This is a genomic window from Verrucomicrobiia bacterium (assembly GCA_019634635.1).
GTDB lineage: Bacteria > Verrucomicrobiota > Verrucomicrobiia > Limisphaerales > UBA9464 > UBA9464.
Window position 1 is genome coordinate 172853 of the sequence record JAHCBB010000001.1, and the last position, 14406, is coordinate 187258.

General features: G+C 67.5%; 12 protein-coding genes. 9 read left to right on the forward strand and 3 right to left on the reverse strand.

Going from position 1 to position 14406, the window contains the following annotated elements; genetic code table 11:
- Nucleotides 1–154 precede the first annotated feature (154 nt).
- On the forward strand, nucleotides 155–4189 hold the full coding sequence (locus KF791_00740) for a DUF11 domain-containing protein (GenBank protein MBX3731098.1): 4035 nt from the start codon (nucleotides 155–157) through the stop codon (nucleotides 4187–4189).
- Nucleotides 4190–4288: 99 nt separating this feature from the next.
- Here KF791_00740 and KF791_00745 read toward each other — a convergent pair whose 3' ends face one another.
- Nucleotides 4289–5668, reverse strand: coding sequence for a hypothetical protein (locus tag KF791_00745; GenBank protein ID MBX3731099.1), 1380 nt, complete (start codon nucleotides 5666–5668; stop codon nucleotides 4289–4291).
- A 38-nt stretch (nucleotides 5669–5706) separates the two neighbouring features.
- Entirely contained in the window at nucleotides 5707–6372 is a 666-nt protein-coding gene (locus KF791_00750; GenBank protein MBX3731100.1) for a molybdenum cofactor guanylyltransferase, read from the reverse strand.
- Nucleotides 6373–6552: 180 nt separating this feature from the next.
- Here KF791_00750 and KF791_00755 point away from each other — a divergent pair, with 180 nt between their 5' ends.
- The 8 genes from KF791_00755 to KF791_00790 all read left to right on the forward strand — a co-directional run bounded on the left by KF791_00755 (nucleotide 6553) and on the right by KF791_00790 (nucleotide 12987).
- On the forward strand, nucleotides 6553–7608 hold the full coding sequence (locus tag KF791_00755; GenBank protein MBX3731101.1) for an MlaE family lipid ABC transporter permease subunit: 1056 nt from the start codon (nucleotides 6553–6555) through the stop codon (nucleotides 7606–7608).
- A 1-nt stretch (nucleotide 7609) separates the two neighbouring features.
- Complete coding sequence (locus KF791_00760; protein ID MBX3731102.1) at nucleotides 7610–8365, forward strand: ATP-binding cassette domain-containing protein; 756 nt, start codon at nucleotides 7610–7612, stop codon at nucleotides 8363–8365.
- Between the two features lie 7 nt (nucleotides 8366–8372).
- Nucleotides 8373–9380, forward strand: coding sequence for an MCE family protein (locus KF791_00765; protein MBX3731103.1), 1008 nt, complete (start codon nucleotides 8373–8375; stop codon nucleotides 9378–9380).
- Complete coding sequence (locus KF791_00770) at nucleotides 9377–9991, forward strand: membrane integrity-associated transporter subunit PqiC (protein ID MBX3731104.1); 615 nt, start codon at nucleotides 9377–9379, stop codon at nucleotides 9989–9991. The genes KF791_00765 and KF791_00770 overlap by 4 nt, the downstream gene beginning before the upstream one ends.
- Nucleotides 9992–10071: 80 nt before the next feature.
- The gene (locus KF791_00775) at nucleotides 10072–10482 is read left to right on the forward strand and encodes a hypothetical protein (protein MBX3731105.1); all 411 of its coding nucleotides are present in this window, start codon (nucleotides 10072–10074) and stop codon (nucleotides 10480–10482) included.
- Between the two features lie 151 nt (nucleotides 10483–10633).
- The gene (locus tag KF791_00780) at nucleotides 10634–10870 is read left to right on the forward strand and encodes a hypothetical protein (protein MBX3731106.1); all 237 of its coding nucleotides are present in this window, start codon (nucleotides 10634–10636) and stop codon (nucleotides 10868–10870) included.
- A 104-nt stretch (nucleotides 10871–10974) separates the two neighbouring features.
- Nucleotides 10975–12297 (forward strand): hypothetical protein, encoded by a 1323-nt coding sequence (locus KF791_00785; protein ID MBX3731107.1) that lies wholly within the window; start codon nucleotides 10975–10977, stop codon nucleotides 12295–12297.
- A 501-nt stretch (nucleotides 12298–12798) separates the two neighbouring features.
- The gene (locus KF791_00790) at nucleotides 12799–12987 is read left to right on the forward strand and encodes a hypothetical protein (protein ID MBX3731108.1); all 189 of its coding nucleotides are present in this window, start codon (nucleotides 12799–12801) and stop codon (nucleotides 12985–12987) included.
- A 255-nt stretch (nucleotides 12988–13242) separates the two neighbouring features.
- On the opposite strand, the gene KF791_00795 is transcribed toward KF791_00790, so the two are convergent.
- The gene (locus KF791_00795) at nucleotides 13243–14397 is read right to left on the reverse strand and encodes a 5-(carboxyamino)imidazole ribonucleotide synthase (GenBank protein MBX3731109.1); all 1155 of its coding nucleotides are present in this window, start codon (nucleotides 14395–14397) and stop codon (nucleotides 13243–13245) included.
- Nucleotides 14398–14406: the final 9 nt, after the last annotated feature.

Below are 14406 nucleotides of genomic sequence, written 5' to 3' on the forward strand. Positions count from 1 at the left end.
AGGGCCGCGAAGTCGCCGGCCGAGACTTCCGGACTTGCCGGGAGCTCGGGCGCAGGGCAGGGCCGTCCGGCCCATCGCGAAAACATCCCTCTCGACACTGAGACGGTTCGTCGGTAGGTGATCGCGCGGCTCATTACATCCACTCGCATCCTCCATGAAGCGTTTTACTCAGGTGGGCGTGCCCACGATCCTCCGGCTCCTGTCGTTCGCGGTGCTTCCGTTCCTCCCGGCGTTCATTGGTATGGCCAATCCCCAGCCCGCCTGCCGGCTGCTGCTGGATGGGGTCAGCGCCTGGTTTTCGGGCGAGGACGCGCGCGACGCGTTCGGGCGCGAGCCGGGCACCTGGATCGGGGATGCGAAAACGGTCCCTGGCAGGTGGGGCAACGCCTTTGGGTTCGACGGCGTCCATGATGCGCTTGCGGTTCCGGGATCTCCCGGACTCGACCTCCGGAATTTCACCGTCGAATGCTGGCTTCGGCGGGGCACGACCGACCGGGTCGGCAATGACGGTGTGGCCGTGTTGATGGGGGGCAATGCCGGCGCCTGGGTTTTCGGTATCGCCCAGGAGGGCGGCCTGTTCCTCGGGAAGGTCGGCGTGGTCAATTCCCCGGCCCGCGGTGCCATTCTGGACACCGACTGGCATCACGCCGCCGTCACCCGGGAGGGCTCGGAAGTCCGCTTCTACGTGGATGGCGTTTCAGTGGGCGATGCCGTCCTGGAGGACCTGTTCCTGCCTTCCGAGCAGTATGGCATTGGAGGCCTCAGCCGGCCGTTCGACAGCCTTTCCTACAGTTTTCAAGGTCTCATTGATGACATGACCGTTTACCGCCGCGCGCTAAGCCCGGCGGAAGTCGCGTCCCTGGCCCGGAATGTGACGGCGCCTCGTTGCCTCGATGATGTGCAACTCGCCCTGATCCGATCACCCCGGCAGGTCAGCCAGGGCTCGGAGTACGCCATCGCGGTCGAGGTGAGGAATCATAGCGCGCACATTGCCGTCCCCTTGCGCGTCCGTGCACCCGTCCCGACCGGCATCGAGTTCGTGGCGGCGAACGCCTCGCAGGGCTCCGCATCCGTTGCCGGCGGCGAGGTGGTGTTTGAATTGGGTGCACTCGACCCCGGGGCCTCGGCCCAGATCACATTGCGCTGGAGGGCGGGGGCAACGGTGGCCGGAAGCGTGAACCATCGTCTGTCGCTGGACCTCACTGCAGTGGACGCGGTCGCGGCCAACAACGAATGGACCCTCAGCTACGTGGCCACCGGCGGATGCGTTCCCGCCTTTGCGGATCTGCAGTCGTGGTGGCGCGCCGACGGCTCGGCCCAGGATACGGTTAGCGGCGGCGATGGAGCTGCCTCCCCGAGCGTGCGGTATCTCCCGGGCAAGGTGGGTACCGCCTTCGCGCTTCGGGAGAACCACAGCGTGGTTTCAGTGACCCAGACGGTCACCGCGGGGGCCGATGACTTCACAATTGAGTGCTGGATTCGTCGCGAGAGCGACCAGGTGGTGTCGCCGACACCCAACCACTGCTTTTTCGTTGGAGGCAGCGGGGAAGCGATGGGTTTTGGGTTGGTCCCCGACGGGCGACTCTACATCTACAACCCACCACTCGACTCCGTGTTCTCCGGCAGAGCGATTACCGACACGGAGTGGCACCATGTCGGTGTCACCAAGTCCGGCAGCGACGTGCGGTTCTACATTGACGGCCAGCCGGCGGGCTCCGCGGCCTACGGCACCCGGTTCAGGCCCGGACCCTCCCTGACATTGGGCGGCCTTGCTGGTGTGGATCCCGGCAACAGTTACTCGTTCTTCGGGGACCTGGATGAGCTGGCGATCTACTCGCGGGCCCTGACCTCCGAGGAGGTTTCTTTGGTGGCCGAAGCGGGAGCGGCCGGGCGTTGTCATCAGGATCTTCGGCTCACGCCCGTGGCGATCCCGGAGCAGGCGGTGGTGGATGACACCGTCCAACTGGCCTTCCTTGCCGAACAAATCGGATCCCTTGCCTCCGGTGAGGTGCGATTTGTCACCGCGCTGCCCCCGGGCATCGAGTTTGTTTCCGGGACCAGCGATCAGGGCTTGGTTTCCGAGACGGCAGGCGTCGTGAGGTCGGATCTTGGGACACTGACGCCCGGGATTCCGGTGCGCATCCAGCTTCGCCTCCGGTTCCGAGCCCTCCGCGAGTATCGGTTCGACGCCCGTCTGCAAAGCGCTTCGCCGGAGATTTCCGACGAGAACAACATCGTCCCGATCCGGATCAATGCCACGGACTTCCAGATCTCTGTTGAGCCGGTGCTCATGGCCGAGGGGCCGTCGGGTGTGACCAATCTATTTGCCTTCCGGATACGGCTGAATGTCGCGCGGCCGGAGCCCGTCCGGCTTGCCTATGCCACCGAAGATGGTTCGGCGCTGGCCGGAGAGGATTACTTGGCGGAATCCGGGGAGGTATTGATCGCCGCGGGAAGCGCCCAAGCCGTCGTTCAAGTGCCGGTGCTTGGGGACGGGACGTTCGAGGCGTCGGAGGATTTCCGGATCCGGGTCTCGGTTCTGAGTCCCGATCCGGTCCGCACGGCAGCGGGAACAGCGGTCATCCAGAATGATGATCCGCCCCCGATCCTTCAGGTGTTCCCCGCGCGATGGTTGGAAGGCGCATCCGGGACGCAGGATGTCGGATTCGACGCCCGGGTGTTTGGGGATACGGACCTGCCCGTCCGGTTCCAGTATCAGCTCGAAAGTCTGGATGCCCGCGCCGGCACGGACTTCGCGGCCGGTTCCGGCTCCCTGGAGGTGCCCGTCGGCGCCACGCAGGTCCGAATCCCGGTCGCCATTTTCGGCGACACGGTGTTCGAAGGAGACGAACGGCTCCTCCTGCGAATCATGTCTGCCGAGAATTGCCGGGTCGCGGCAACCGAGGTTCGCGGTCTCATCGTGGATGACGATCCGCCGGACAACGTCCCGTCGCGCTTCACCGTGTCATCGGTTGGGACCGAACTGGAGCCCGGCCGTCCGTTCCCCATCATCGTCACGGCACTGAATGCCCGGGGCGAGGTGCTCCCGGGATTCCAAGGGGCGGTGACCGTCACGGCCCGGCGGGGTTCGGGGATTCCCACCGGAGTGGTGGTTTCCGAGGTGATGGCTGCGGCCGAGCAGGGTGGGGATTTTGTGGAGCTCCTCAATGCCAGTCCGAGTGGTATCCGTCTCGATGGCTGGCGGGTGCTCCTCTTCGGCCCCAGCACCTGGCCCGAACCCACGGTGATCCTCACGCTTCGCCCGCCTCAGGAACTCGCCCCGGGCCAGGTCCTGGTCCTGACCGATTTCTTCACGGAGCGTCCGCCGCAGTTTGATGCCGAAACGTTCGCCACTGACCTGTGGTCCGGGGGGGTGTTCGAGGGATTTCCGGGAGAGCCTCTCATTGGCGTACTGCTTCAGGATCCGACCGGGTTTACCGAGGATTCACTGCTGGCCGGGAGGGCGTGGCCGGAATTTCTGTCGTTGACTGCTGGAGCTGCCGGACCTCGATGGGAGGGCGATCCGGTGGCCCTCGCCGCCGGACCTCCCTACCGATTCCAGCGGATCGGGACCAGCAACCAGCGGGGGGCGGCCAGTTGGACCGTTCCATTCTTCTCGAATCCCGGCGCCCTGGGCATCGGGCTGAATCCGCTGTTCGACGACGCCCTGCCGGTGGCGTTGACACCTGGTGTGCTCCTCGGATTCTCAGGAGGTCAGTGGATTGGGGACCTGGTCCTGCCGGAGCCCGTTGCTGCCGTGGCCTTCCGCGTGGACGACGGCAATGGCCACAGCGGGCGCTCCGGATTTTTTAGCTCCCGCAGTGACCTCGACGAGGACAGTTTGCCGGACGCATGGGAGATCGAGCATGGGTTCTCCTATCGGGACCCCAAGGATGCCGCTGGGGACGCCGATGGCGACGGATACACCAACCTTCAGGAATGGGTGGCCGGGACGGATCCCCGCAGCCGTTCCAGCGCGCTGCGCCTGTCCATTCGGGGCAGCCGCCTGGAGTGGGTTGCCGCCGCGGGACGCCGCTACCGGCTGGAGCAGCGGGATCTGGAAGCCCTCGGGGACTGGTCGCTGCTGAGGGAGTGGGAGCCGGGACCCGGCGGCCCGGTCAGTGAAGCTCTGGGAGTCGAGTCCATTGTCGAGGGCCTGCTGTTCCGGCTCCGGGTTGCCGTTCCTTGATGCGACGCGGAAGCTGCGGACTGCTCTGGTGCAGACTCCACGCACGCGCGGCTCGCCGTGAGGCTCACCCGGCCGGAGTGGACGCGGTCAAAGGATCGGTCATCTCACCACCTGCACGGTTCGCCCAGGGGTCAACCGCCGGTACGCCAGTGCACAGGCGAAGACGAGGAGCACCAGCCCTGCCGCCAGGAGGAACGCGTGGTTCAACACGGTTTTCGCATCGGCGCGCGCGCCGGCGGCCAGGGACTCGAGATCCTTCAGCCGCCGGTCCAGCGCGGGTGAGTCGAGCGTTTCGTCCGTCGTTCGCAGCAGAGCGGTGAGCTCCTGCGCCATCCGGGTCATCTGCTCCGCAGTGAGTGCGTAATCCAGAACGTTGAACGGGGACGCATCCCGTGCGGTTGACGGACTGGAAGCCGGTTCGCCGAGCCCAAAGCGCTTCATCAGGGCGTCAAAGATGACGAGCGTGGACTGGAGCGACGTGGACAGCTGCTCCCCGGCAGCGAGGGTGCGGCCGACCTCCGCAGAGAGGTCCCGCAGCCGGTCCTCCTGCGACTCAAACGCGCTGAGGATCGCCGTCCGCTCGGCGGCGACGCGGTCCGGCAGTTGCGCGAGGGTCTGGCCCGAAAGCTCCGCGGCGCGACTGAGTCGTTCCGCGCTCTCGGCGAGATGGACGGTGTTCGTCAGCGCCTGGGCGACCTGCGATTGATTCAGGATTTGGTCGCCCAGCAGCTCGACCTGCCAGCGGATCAGGAAGGGCATCCGCTGCGCGGTGAACAGCGTGCGCTCGGCAAACAACCGCGAGCGCGTCACTTCACGCACGGCCGGGTCGAGTCCGGCGGTCGGGTCGAGGCCGACGATGCCGAAAACGCTGGCGGACCGGCCCGCACGCCCGGCGTACTCGCGGACCATCGAGCCCAGTTCCTGGGGGCGACCAAAGGAGGCGCTGCGGGCGTCCGGCGTATCTTCCCACCATCGTGCAATTGCGGCCCGCAACTCCTGCTCCTGCGCGGCGTCGAGGGTGCCTGCGGCGAGATCCCAGGCTCCCGCCTCCAGCGAACGGCTCACGTCCAGCCAGGGCTGCAACGGCGTCGGATCGGCGGTCTGGGCGACCAGTTGCTCGACGGCAAGGCGGGTGACGCTGGCCAGCGTGATGAGGTCGAGCAGGTTGGCGGTGGGATTGGGGCCGCTGGCAATGCCCACGGCGGCGGACACCACCGGCAGCTTCCACGACAGTGCCTGGCTGCGTGCGGCCGGTGTGTTGACCCGGCGTGCGTACTCGTCCATCGCCGCCGCAGTCCGGCTCATGAACTCATCCGCATATCGCTGCAGCGCCCCCTGGAGGGCGGCGAGATTGCGTTGCGACGCCGCGTCGCGGGAACCCCGGCCCGGCAACGAAATGGTGGTGCAACCCGCCAGCGCCACCACCCAAAGCATGGCAACCGCCGGAAGCCAATGCTGGGACCGCGTCCTCACAGACATGGCGGCAGCGTGCCAAAACCCTGCCTGCGGTGGGAACTTCACATTCCCGGGCGGCGGCTGGACGCCGTGCGCCCCGCGCGGGACAACGTGGCCACCGTTCTCGCAGGGGGGTCCGGCGCGGCGGCCGCGCCGGGTCCGGGGTCGGGGACCCGCCGCTGGAGGGTTCGGCGGACGTCCGCCAGTGCCGTGGGTGTGTTGAGGTTGACCAGGTGCCGACGCATCCCGACCGGCGGCCGGATGGCGCGCGCGCAGAGATGCGCCGCCAACCGTTGCAGGGATCGCCCGCCCGCCGCCCACCAGGCCTCCACGACAGGCGCCGTCGCCACGGGCAGGGCCAGCGGAAGTCCCACCCAGCCTTCCTCGTCCACCGTGAACGCCGCCCGCCCTCGTGCCGCCCGCGCCAGCCGCTTCAGCCAGGCGGCCGGCACAAGGGGCTGGTCGCACGCGAGGAAGACGACAATCTCCGTCCGCGCGCGCCGCAGTCCGGTGACCACGCCGCCCACGGGTCCGCACTCCGGGACCGCATCGCGGCGGATCACCCGCACCGCGAGGCGGGCCTCCCGGCACGACTCACGAATCCACGCGACGAGGGAGCGTCCGGACAGCCGGAGGCGCGCCTTGTCGCGCCCCATGCGCGAGCTTCGCCCGCCCGCGAGGATGAACGCCTCCGCAGTCGGCCGGGGCGCTGGGTCGGCCGCTGCCATCGGGTGGGAGCCTCACGCCGACCCGGCCGCGGGCGCAAACGCGAATGAACCGCAGCGAAATGGCCGCCCGGTCGGCTTGCAGCGGGAACCGCTCTGCGTTCACGCTGTACCGTCGTGCGCACCGCCGCCTCCACCGCCGAGATCCGCCGGGATTCCGCCGACGGATCGGCGGTGTTGCGGATGGCCGGCCGGTTGGACGTGAACGCCGCAGGCGAGCTGTGGTCCGAGGCCCTGTCCCTTGTCCGGCGTGACCCCCGGCCCGCCGTGCTGGATGCTTCGGGCATCACCCATCTGGACGGCTCAGGCGCCGCCTTGCTGGTCGCGTTGAAGCGGGAAGGCGGGACGCCGCCCCTCGAGATCGCCGGGTTGGCGCCGGAGTGGCAGCGGCTGCTGGCCCTCTACGACCGGGCTGGCGACCTGCCGCCGCTGGAGTTGCCGCAGCCGCTGAGTCTGCCCACGCAGGTCGGGCGTACGGCGGTCGCCGTGGCCGCCGACGTGCGGGAGGAGGTCGGCTTCCTGGGGGAACTGGCGGTGCAGCTGGCCGCCGCGGTGCGCCGGCCGGACACGCTGCGCTGGCGGGATGTGACGCTCGTCGCCGAACGGGCGGGCGCCGACGCGCTCCCCATCGTGGGGCTGGTGAGTTTCCTCATCGGGGTGGTGCTCGCGTTCCAGTCGGCCATCCCGCTGCGGCAGTTTGGTGCGGACATCTTTGTGCCGAGCCTGGTGGCGTTTGCGATCCTCCGCGAACTCGGCCCGTTGATGGCGGCCATCATGCTGGCGGGCCGCTCGGGCTCGGCCTTCGCCGCGGAGATCGGGACGATGAAGATCAACCAGGAGCTGAATGCGCTGCAGGTGATGAACCTGGATCCGGTGCGTTTCCTCGCTGTGCCGCGCCTCCTGGCCGGAGTGGTGGTGGCCCCGATGGTGACACTTTTTGCCAACCTGGCCGGCCTGCTCGGCGGCGCGATGGTGTTCGTCTCGCTGGGCTTTCCGCTGTTCACATACTGGAACCAGATCCAGACGTTCCTCGGACCCGGTGATCTGATCAGCGGACTGATCAAGTCCGTGGTATTCGGACTGATCGTGGCCGGCGTCGGCTGCCTCCGCGGCTTCCAGACGCAGCGCGGCCCGAGCGCCGTGGGCCTGTCGGCCACGCGCGCCGTCGTCACCTCCATCCTGCTCATCATCGTGGCCGATGGGGTGTTTGCGGTGGTGTACCACCAGATCGGGCTCTGACATGGCCGACGCACCCATCATCCGCGTGAAGGGGCTCGAAGCCGGCTACGGCGCGCTCACCGTGTTGCAGGACGTGAGCTTTGAGGTGCGGCGCGGGGAGGTGTTCGTGGTGCTGGGCGGTTCCGGCTGTGGCAAGACCACGCTGCTGCGGCAGATGATCGGGCTGGAATCCCCGCGCGCCGGGGGCATCTGGTACGGGGACGACGAGCTGGCGGGCGGCGATGCGGCCACGCGCGAACGCATCCGGCGCCGGTTTGGGGTGATGTTTCAAAGCGGGGCGCTCTTCGGTTCGATGACCGTGGTGGAGAACGTGATGCTGGCGCTGGAGTCCTTCACCCGTCTCCCGCCCGAAGCCCGCGAGCTCGTGGCGATGCTCAAGCTGCGTCTGGTGTCCATGGATCACGCCGGCAACCGCCTTCCCAGCCAGCTCAGCGGCGGCATGGTGAAACGCGCCGGCATCGCCCGCGCCATGGCTCTCGACCCGGAGATCCTCTTCCTCGACGAACCCTCCGCCGGCCTGGACCCGATTACCTCGGCGGGCGTGGACCGGCTGATCCGCCAGCTCGCCGGCACGCTGGGCATCACCTTCGTGGTGGTCACGCACGAACTGGCCAGCATCTACGCGATCGCCGACCGGGCGCTGATGCTGGACGCCAGCGTCCGGGGCGTGATTGCGCTGGGCCCGCCGCAGGAACTGCGCGATCACAGCACCGACGAGCGCGTGCAGCGCTTCTTCCGCCGCCAGGCCGCCGAATGATCCCCTGATGAGCACCTCGACCAACCACTTCAAACTCGGCGTCTTCCTGCTGGCCGCCGCGACCCTGCTGGTCGGCGCGCTGCTATTCCTCGGCGCCGGCCGCATGTTCCGGCCCCAGGTGATGTTCGAGACGTATTTCGACGAATCCGTGCAGGGACTTGAGGTCGGCTCCACCGTCAGGTTCCGCGGCGTGAGCGTCGGCACGGTCCGGCGCATCGCCTTCACCGGTGCGCAATACCAGTCCGCGGACCCCATCGCCGAGCGACGACCTTACGTGCTGGTCGAGTTCGCCCTGGACGAACGCGAGATCGGCCCGGAGATCGCGCTGCAGATCCGGGAGGACACCGAGGCCCAGGTGCGTCGCGGCCTGCGTGCCCGCCTCACCCAGCAGGGGATCACGGGTGTCGCCATCCTCGAACTCGACATCGTGGATCCCGTGCGGAACCCCCCGTTGCCGATCACCTGGACCCCGCGCTATCCGCGCATTCCGTCCACACCCAGCCGTTTCAACCGCATTTTCGAGTCCACGGAGCAGTTCTTCGAGAAATTCCGGGAGGTGGATGTCGCCGTTGTGTTCACCAACATCAACCAGGCGTTGGTGTCCCTGCGCCAGAGCCTGGAGGGCGCCGACACCCCCGCCATCTCCGGCCAGTTCACCAATCTGCTCGCCGAACTCCGCGTCACCAACGAACGCCTCGGCGGCCTGCTGGCCGAACCCGCCTGGAAGGAACTGCCCGGCGACGCGGCGCAGACCCTCGCCGGCGCCCGGGACGCCATTGCCAGCCTGCGCGAGCAACTTGAGCGGGCCGACCTTGCCGGTGTGGCGACCCAGGCCACGCAGACGCTCCGGCAGGTGCAGAACCTTGCCGCCGGACGCGATGGCGAACTGGACGAAATCCTCCGCAACCTCGCCGCGCTGATGGAGAATCTGCGCGCCGTGTCGGAGCTCGCGCGGCAGTACCCGTCATTTCTCATTTTCGGGCAGCCGCCCGCCCCCAAGCCCACCAAACCATGACTGCCGCCCGCGTCCACCTCCTGTTCGTCGCCGCCCTGCTCGCCCTGCTGCCCGCGTGCCGCCTCAGCCGGCCTGCGCCGGACATCGTCCAGTGGAGCCTGGATCCCGGCCCGCCGCCCGCGGTGTCCGCCAAGCCGCTGCCCGGTGTGCTGTTGGTGCGGACGTTTGAGTCCAACGGCCTGACGTCGCGTCCCGGCTTTGTGACCCGGGAGGCCGGCGGGGCGATCCGGCGCGACTTCTTCAACGAATTTTCGGAACCGCCGCCGGTCCTCCTTGCCAATCTCTTCGCCCGCGATCTCGCCGCCGCCCGCGCCGCCCAGCAGGTGGCGCGTCCGGGCTCACGGCTGGAGCAGGACTGGGAGATCGAGGGCAGCGTGGAGGCGCTGGAGGTGGGCCGGGCCGTTCCCGGGCAGCCTCGCGCCCGGCTGGCGTTGGAGATCCGTTTGATCCTGGTGGACCACTCCGGCCGCAAGGTTCGTGAAACCATTCGGTTTGATGCATCGGAACCGCTGGCCGACACCCGGCCCGCCACCGCCGTTGCCGCCTGGAACCGGCTCCTCCGTCGCGCCTTGGATCAGACCTTCGCCGCCATCGGGCAGGCGGCGCGGTAGGAGGGTGGCTGACATCCGCCAACCCCAAGGGGATCCCGAGGGCTGTTGCAACAGACCGCCGCGCCCGGGACACGAGGAAAATGAGCCGGATCTACCTCAAAATATCAAACGTTAAGGCGCGACCCCATCGTTCCTCCCTGGCGGTGTCCGCCAATCCGCTGCGTGGTGTGCTGTTGGTGCGGGCGTTTCAGTCCAACGGCCTGACGTCACGTCCCGGCTTCGCGACCCGGGAGGCCGGCGGGGCAATCCGGCGCGACTTCTTCGACAAATTCTCCGAACCGCCGCCGGTCTCACCTGCCAATCGCTTCGTCCGCGATCTTGCCACCGCCCGCGCCGCCCGGCAGGTGGCGCGCCCGGGCTCGCGGTTGGAGCAGGACGGGGAGATCGAGGGCAACGTGGAGCCGCTGGAGATGGACCGGGCAGCCTCGCGCCCGGCTGGCCCTGGAGACGCTTTGGATCCTGGTGGACCACTCCGGCCGCAAGGTTCGTGAAACCATTCGGTTCGATGCATCGGACAACCTCCCGAAACGCATTCCCGGTTGACACGTTGTGTTCAATGACGTAAACGAGAACGAAGTCACCCGTAAACAACATCGGCCGCTGCCGGGTCCTCAGGCCGTGTCCAATCCCGCCACCTTCACCATGAATTCCAAATGGATCGCCGGCATGACCTGCGCCGCCTGGGCGTGCACTTGCGTCTGGGCCCAGCAGCCTGGGGCGTTGGATCCGCGCTTCGCCCCGCCGCCGGACCTTGATGTGGGCGCCGTGGCGTTGCTGGGGGACGGCCGGATGCTGGTGGGCGGTTCCCTGGCCGGTTTGCACTCGATCCAACTCCTGTCCGAGGACGGCACACCGGACGCCTGTCAGCGCCGCTTTTGACCACCAATTCCCCGGGCCGGTGAGGGCGATCCGACCGCTGGAGGGAGGCCGGGTGGTCTTTGTGTCGGACGGCCGCGTCTCCGTATCAGCCCGTCCCACTTCCGTTGGCGCGCATCGAGTGGGACGTCTTTGGGAGGGCCATGGACTTTGCGGAACCGCCGGGATCGGGCGCGGTCATGGTCGGATTGTTCCAGACGCCCGGGGGGTCCCAGCGGCCGTCCCGTCTCGCCGGCCTTTTGCCCAACGGCACGGTGGATCCCCAGTTTAACTGGAGGGCATCTTTGGAGTTTCCCATACCGGATTCCGAAGTTCCGGAGGGAGTCCGCAACCATGTCCGGGTGCTTCCCGACGGACGGCTCGTCGTCGCGGGAGGATTTGTGACGGCGAACGGCGAGCCTCGTGTGGGATTCGCAAGGTTCGATTCCCGTGGATTCCTCGATGCGACGTTTGATCCGGGCTGGCATCTGGGGCTGCCCGTGGTTGCCGGACAGCCTGCGGCTGATGTCCGGCTTCTGACGCTGCAGTCCGACGGACAGTTTCTCACCGCATTTTCGATCCCAATTCCCGGGCAGGGGGTGCGGCACTGGTTCGTCCGCGTGCGGACCGATGGAACAGTGGATGATCGTTTTCGTCCGCCGGCGGGGCTGGAATCCACCGTCGAGTCCCTGGGGGTCCTTCCAGATGGGAGCCTTCTGGCTGCCGGTGGGTACGCCCCGACAGGCGCGATGGGGGGCGGCAGCCTGGTCCGGCTCAACTCGGATGGGACTTTGGACAACGGATTTCTGCCAGAACTGCCGGGCACCCGTCCGCGTCTGGAGGCGATCCAGGCGGATGGCCGGGCGCTGGTGACGGTGGATGCGGTTTCGAGCGGGGGCATGGCGATCCGGCGCCTGCTCCGGCTCGAGGGATACACCGGTCCGGCGGTGGCGCCCGAAGTGATCATCCCCCAAGCCTCTTGGAAGGCTGCCCCCGGAGAATCGGTCGTCCTCCGGGCCGTCGTTCACGGCTGGCCGCCTCCATCCCTGCAATGGCAGCACGACGGCGTGGCACTTCCCGGCGAAGTGAGCCCTGTGCTCCGTCTAGCCAGTCTCCCGATGGAGTCCGCCGGCACCTACCGCCGGATCGCCTGGAATGCGGCGGGCACCAATGGGGCTGAAGCATCACTGTCGCTGGGCGTGCGGTCGCCTCCAGCCGGCCGCCTTCTTCCGACCCGGTTTTGCTCCGATGATCCCCCCCGGGTTTCCCCACGCCTTGCTGCCCCTGCCGGACGGCGGCCTGTTGGTGGGCGGCAATGTGCTGCCCGCACCTCCCGAAGCGGGCGTCGGCGAAACCACCATGCTCCTTCGGTTTCGCCCGGATGGCTCAGCCGATCCGCGGTTTCCGAGTCCGCCCGCAACCGGATACATCCACCGGCTGGCGCGGGATGAGCGCGGTCGGATCTACGTCGGCGGCCGGTTCTCGGGCTGGGCCGGCCAACCGGCCGATGGCCTTGTGTCAGCGCCGAGCTGAAAACCGGATGAAATTGGGCGTTTGAAAACCGGGGTGGATGGGGTGTTCTTGGGGGCTTCTTCTTCCGGGTGGGCGAAGCCTTTTCTTCCTTCTTCTGTTCTTCCGGTCGGGTGATTTTCGGGGACGGGTGCGGGTTGGGTTTCAGGCGGGTGGGGCGTCTTCTTCCGGTCTGTGGCCGGTTCGATCTCGTGCCCCAAGTGCCTGCATTGCTACGCCTCCTTCGTTCCTGACCCGCGCAACCGGGGACGCCAGCGCTACGGCGCCACGCCTGAGTGCCGGCAGGCGAGAAAGCCGCAGAGCCAGGCCCGCTGGGCGGCGAAGCCGGGCAACGCCGACGACTTCAAGGGACCCAGCCACGTCGAGCGGGTGCGAGGGTGGCGGGCCGCTCACCCGGGGTACTGGAAGAGATCTGGGCAGAGATGTTCCAAGTGGAGGCGCATGTCACCCGGGATTTCACCGGTCATTTCTGGGGTTCTTTCGACAAAACCTATGTTGCGGGCGGCAAGTCCAGCATCAGCGGCGTCAGCGGTGATTCCCTGAACAACGTCGGCATTGGGTTTACCCTCGGGTACCAGATCAACGACAACCTCTCCATCACCGCCGGCTAAATGGCGACCGTCAACGACAGTTCCCCGGGTGATCTTCAGATGGACGGCTTCCGTCTTTCTCTGACGTACGGCTGGCACAAGATCGTCAAGGGGCAAAAGCGTCCGAAAGTCGGGGAATGAGCAGACCCGCTGGGACCGGTTCCCGATCTTGCGTCGTTACGGCCCTCTTGAACCCAGGGCAACCCGTCCTGGCGGGCCGGACAGGTTGAGCTGGGCCTCTTGATTGCGTGGCACCGTCAAGTCCGTGAGGAGGGTTCAGGATCGGCCGGGAATCAGACGGTCCCGCGCCCGGCGCACGCGCATCAAAGCTTCCTCGGTGCTGGAGCCGGTTGCGGTGAGATGGCCCATCTTCCGTCCCGGGCGCGGAGCCGCCTTGCCGTAGAGGTGCAGGCGAACTCCGGGATCTTCAAGGGCGGCGGACCAGTCGGGTGTGCCTCCTGCGGCCTCCCAGACATCCCCGAGAAGATTCGCCATGGCCGCCGGTTGCCGCAGGTCGGTGGCGCCCAGCGGAAGTCCGCACACCGCCCGCAATTGCTGCTCGAACTGGCTGGTGACGGAGGCGTCGAGCGTCAGGTGTCCCGAATTGTGGGGACGGGGCGCCAATTCATTGACCAGCAGGCGCCCGTTGCGGGCGAGGAACAGCTCCACGGTGAGCAGTCCCACGACATCGAGGGCTTCCAGGAGGCTCCGAGCGAGGTCGCCCGCCTGTTGGGCCACGGCATCAGGAACAGGCGCCGGACAGACCGTGACATCGAGAATATGGTGGCGGTGCTCATTGCCGAAGGCCGGATAGACTGCCATCCGTCCGTCGAGTCCGCGGGCCCCGATCACGCTGATCTCGCGGTCAAAATCCACCCAGGCTTCGTAAATTCCCTCGGCGCCGGCCAGGGACTCGAACGCTGTGGCGGCGTCCTCCGGTCTGGAAACCCGTCGCTGGCCCTTGCCGTCGTAGCCAAAATTCGCGGTTTTGAGCACGCCGCCGGTCCCGAGCTCTTGAAGGGCATCGGCCAGTGCCTTTGCCGTGCGCACGGCGCGAAACGGGGTCACGGGGAATCCATGGTCCCTGAGGAAGGATTTTTCGCGCAACCGGTGCTGGGTTTCATGGAGGACCTGTCCATCGGGCCGGACCGGCACCACCGAGGCGGCTGCCCGGCTGGTTTCGCTGGGCACGTTCTCAAACTCGAAAGTCACGACGGCGACTCCGCGGGCGAAGTCACGGACGCGATCGAGATCGCCGTAGGCGCCCGAGATTTCGATGTCACCCACCTGACCGGCCGGCGTGTCGGATTCCGGCGAATAGACGTGAACCCGGTAGCCCAGCTGTCGCGCAGCCAGTGCAAACATGCGTCCCAGCTGTCCGCTGCCCAGCACACCCAGCGCCGCTCCGGGGAGAATGGGGGTGAAGTTCATGCCAAAGCC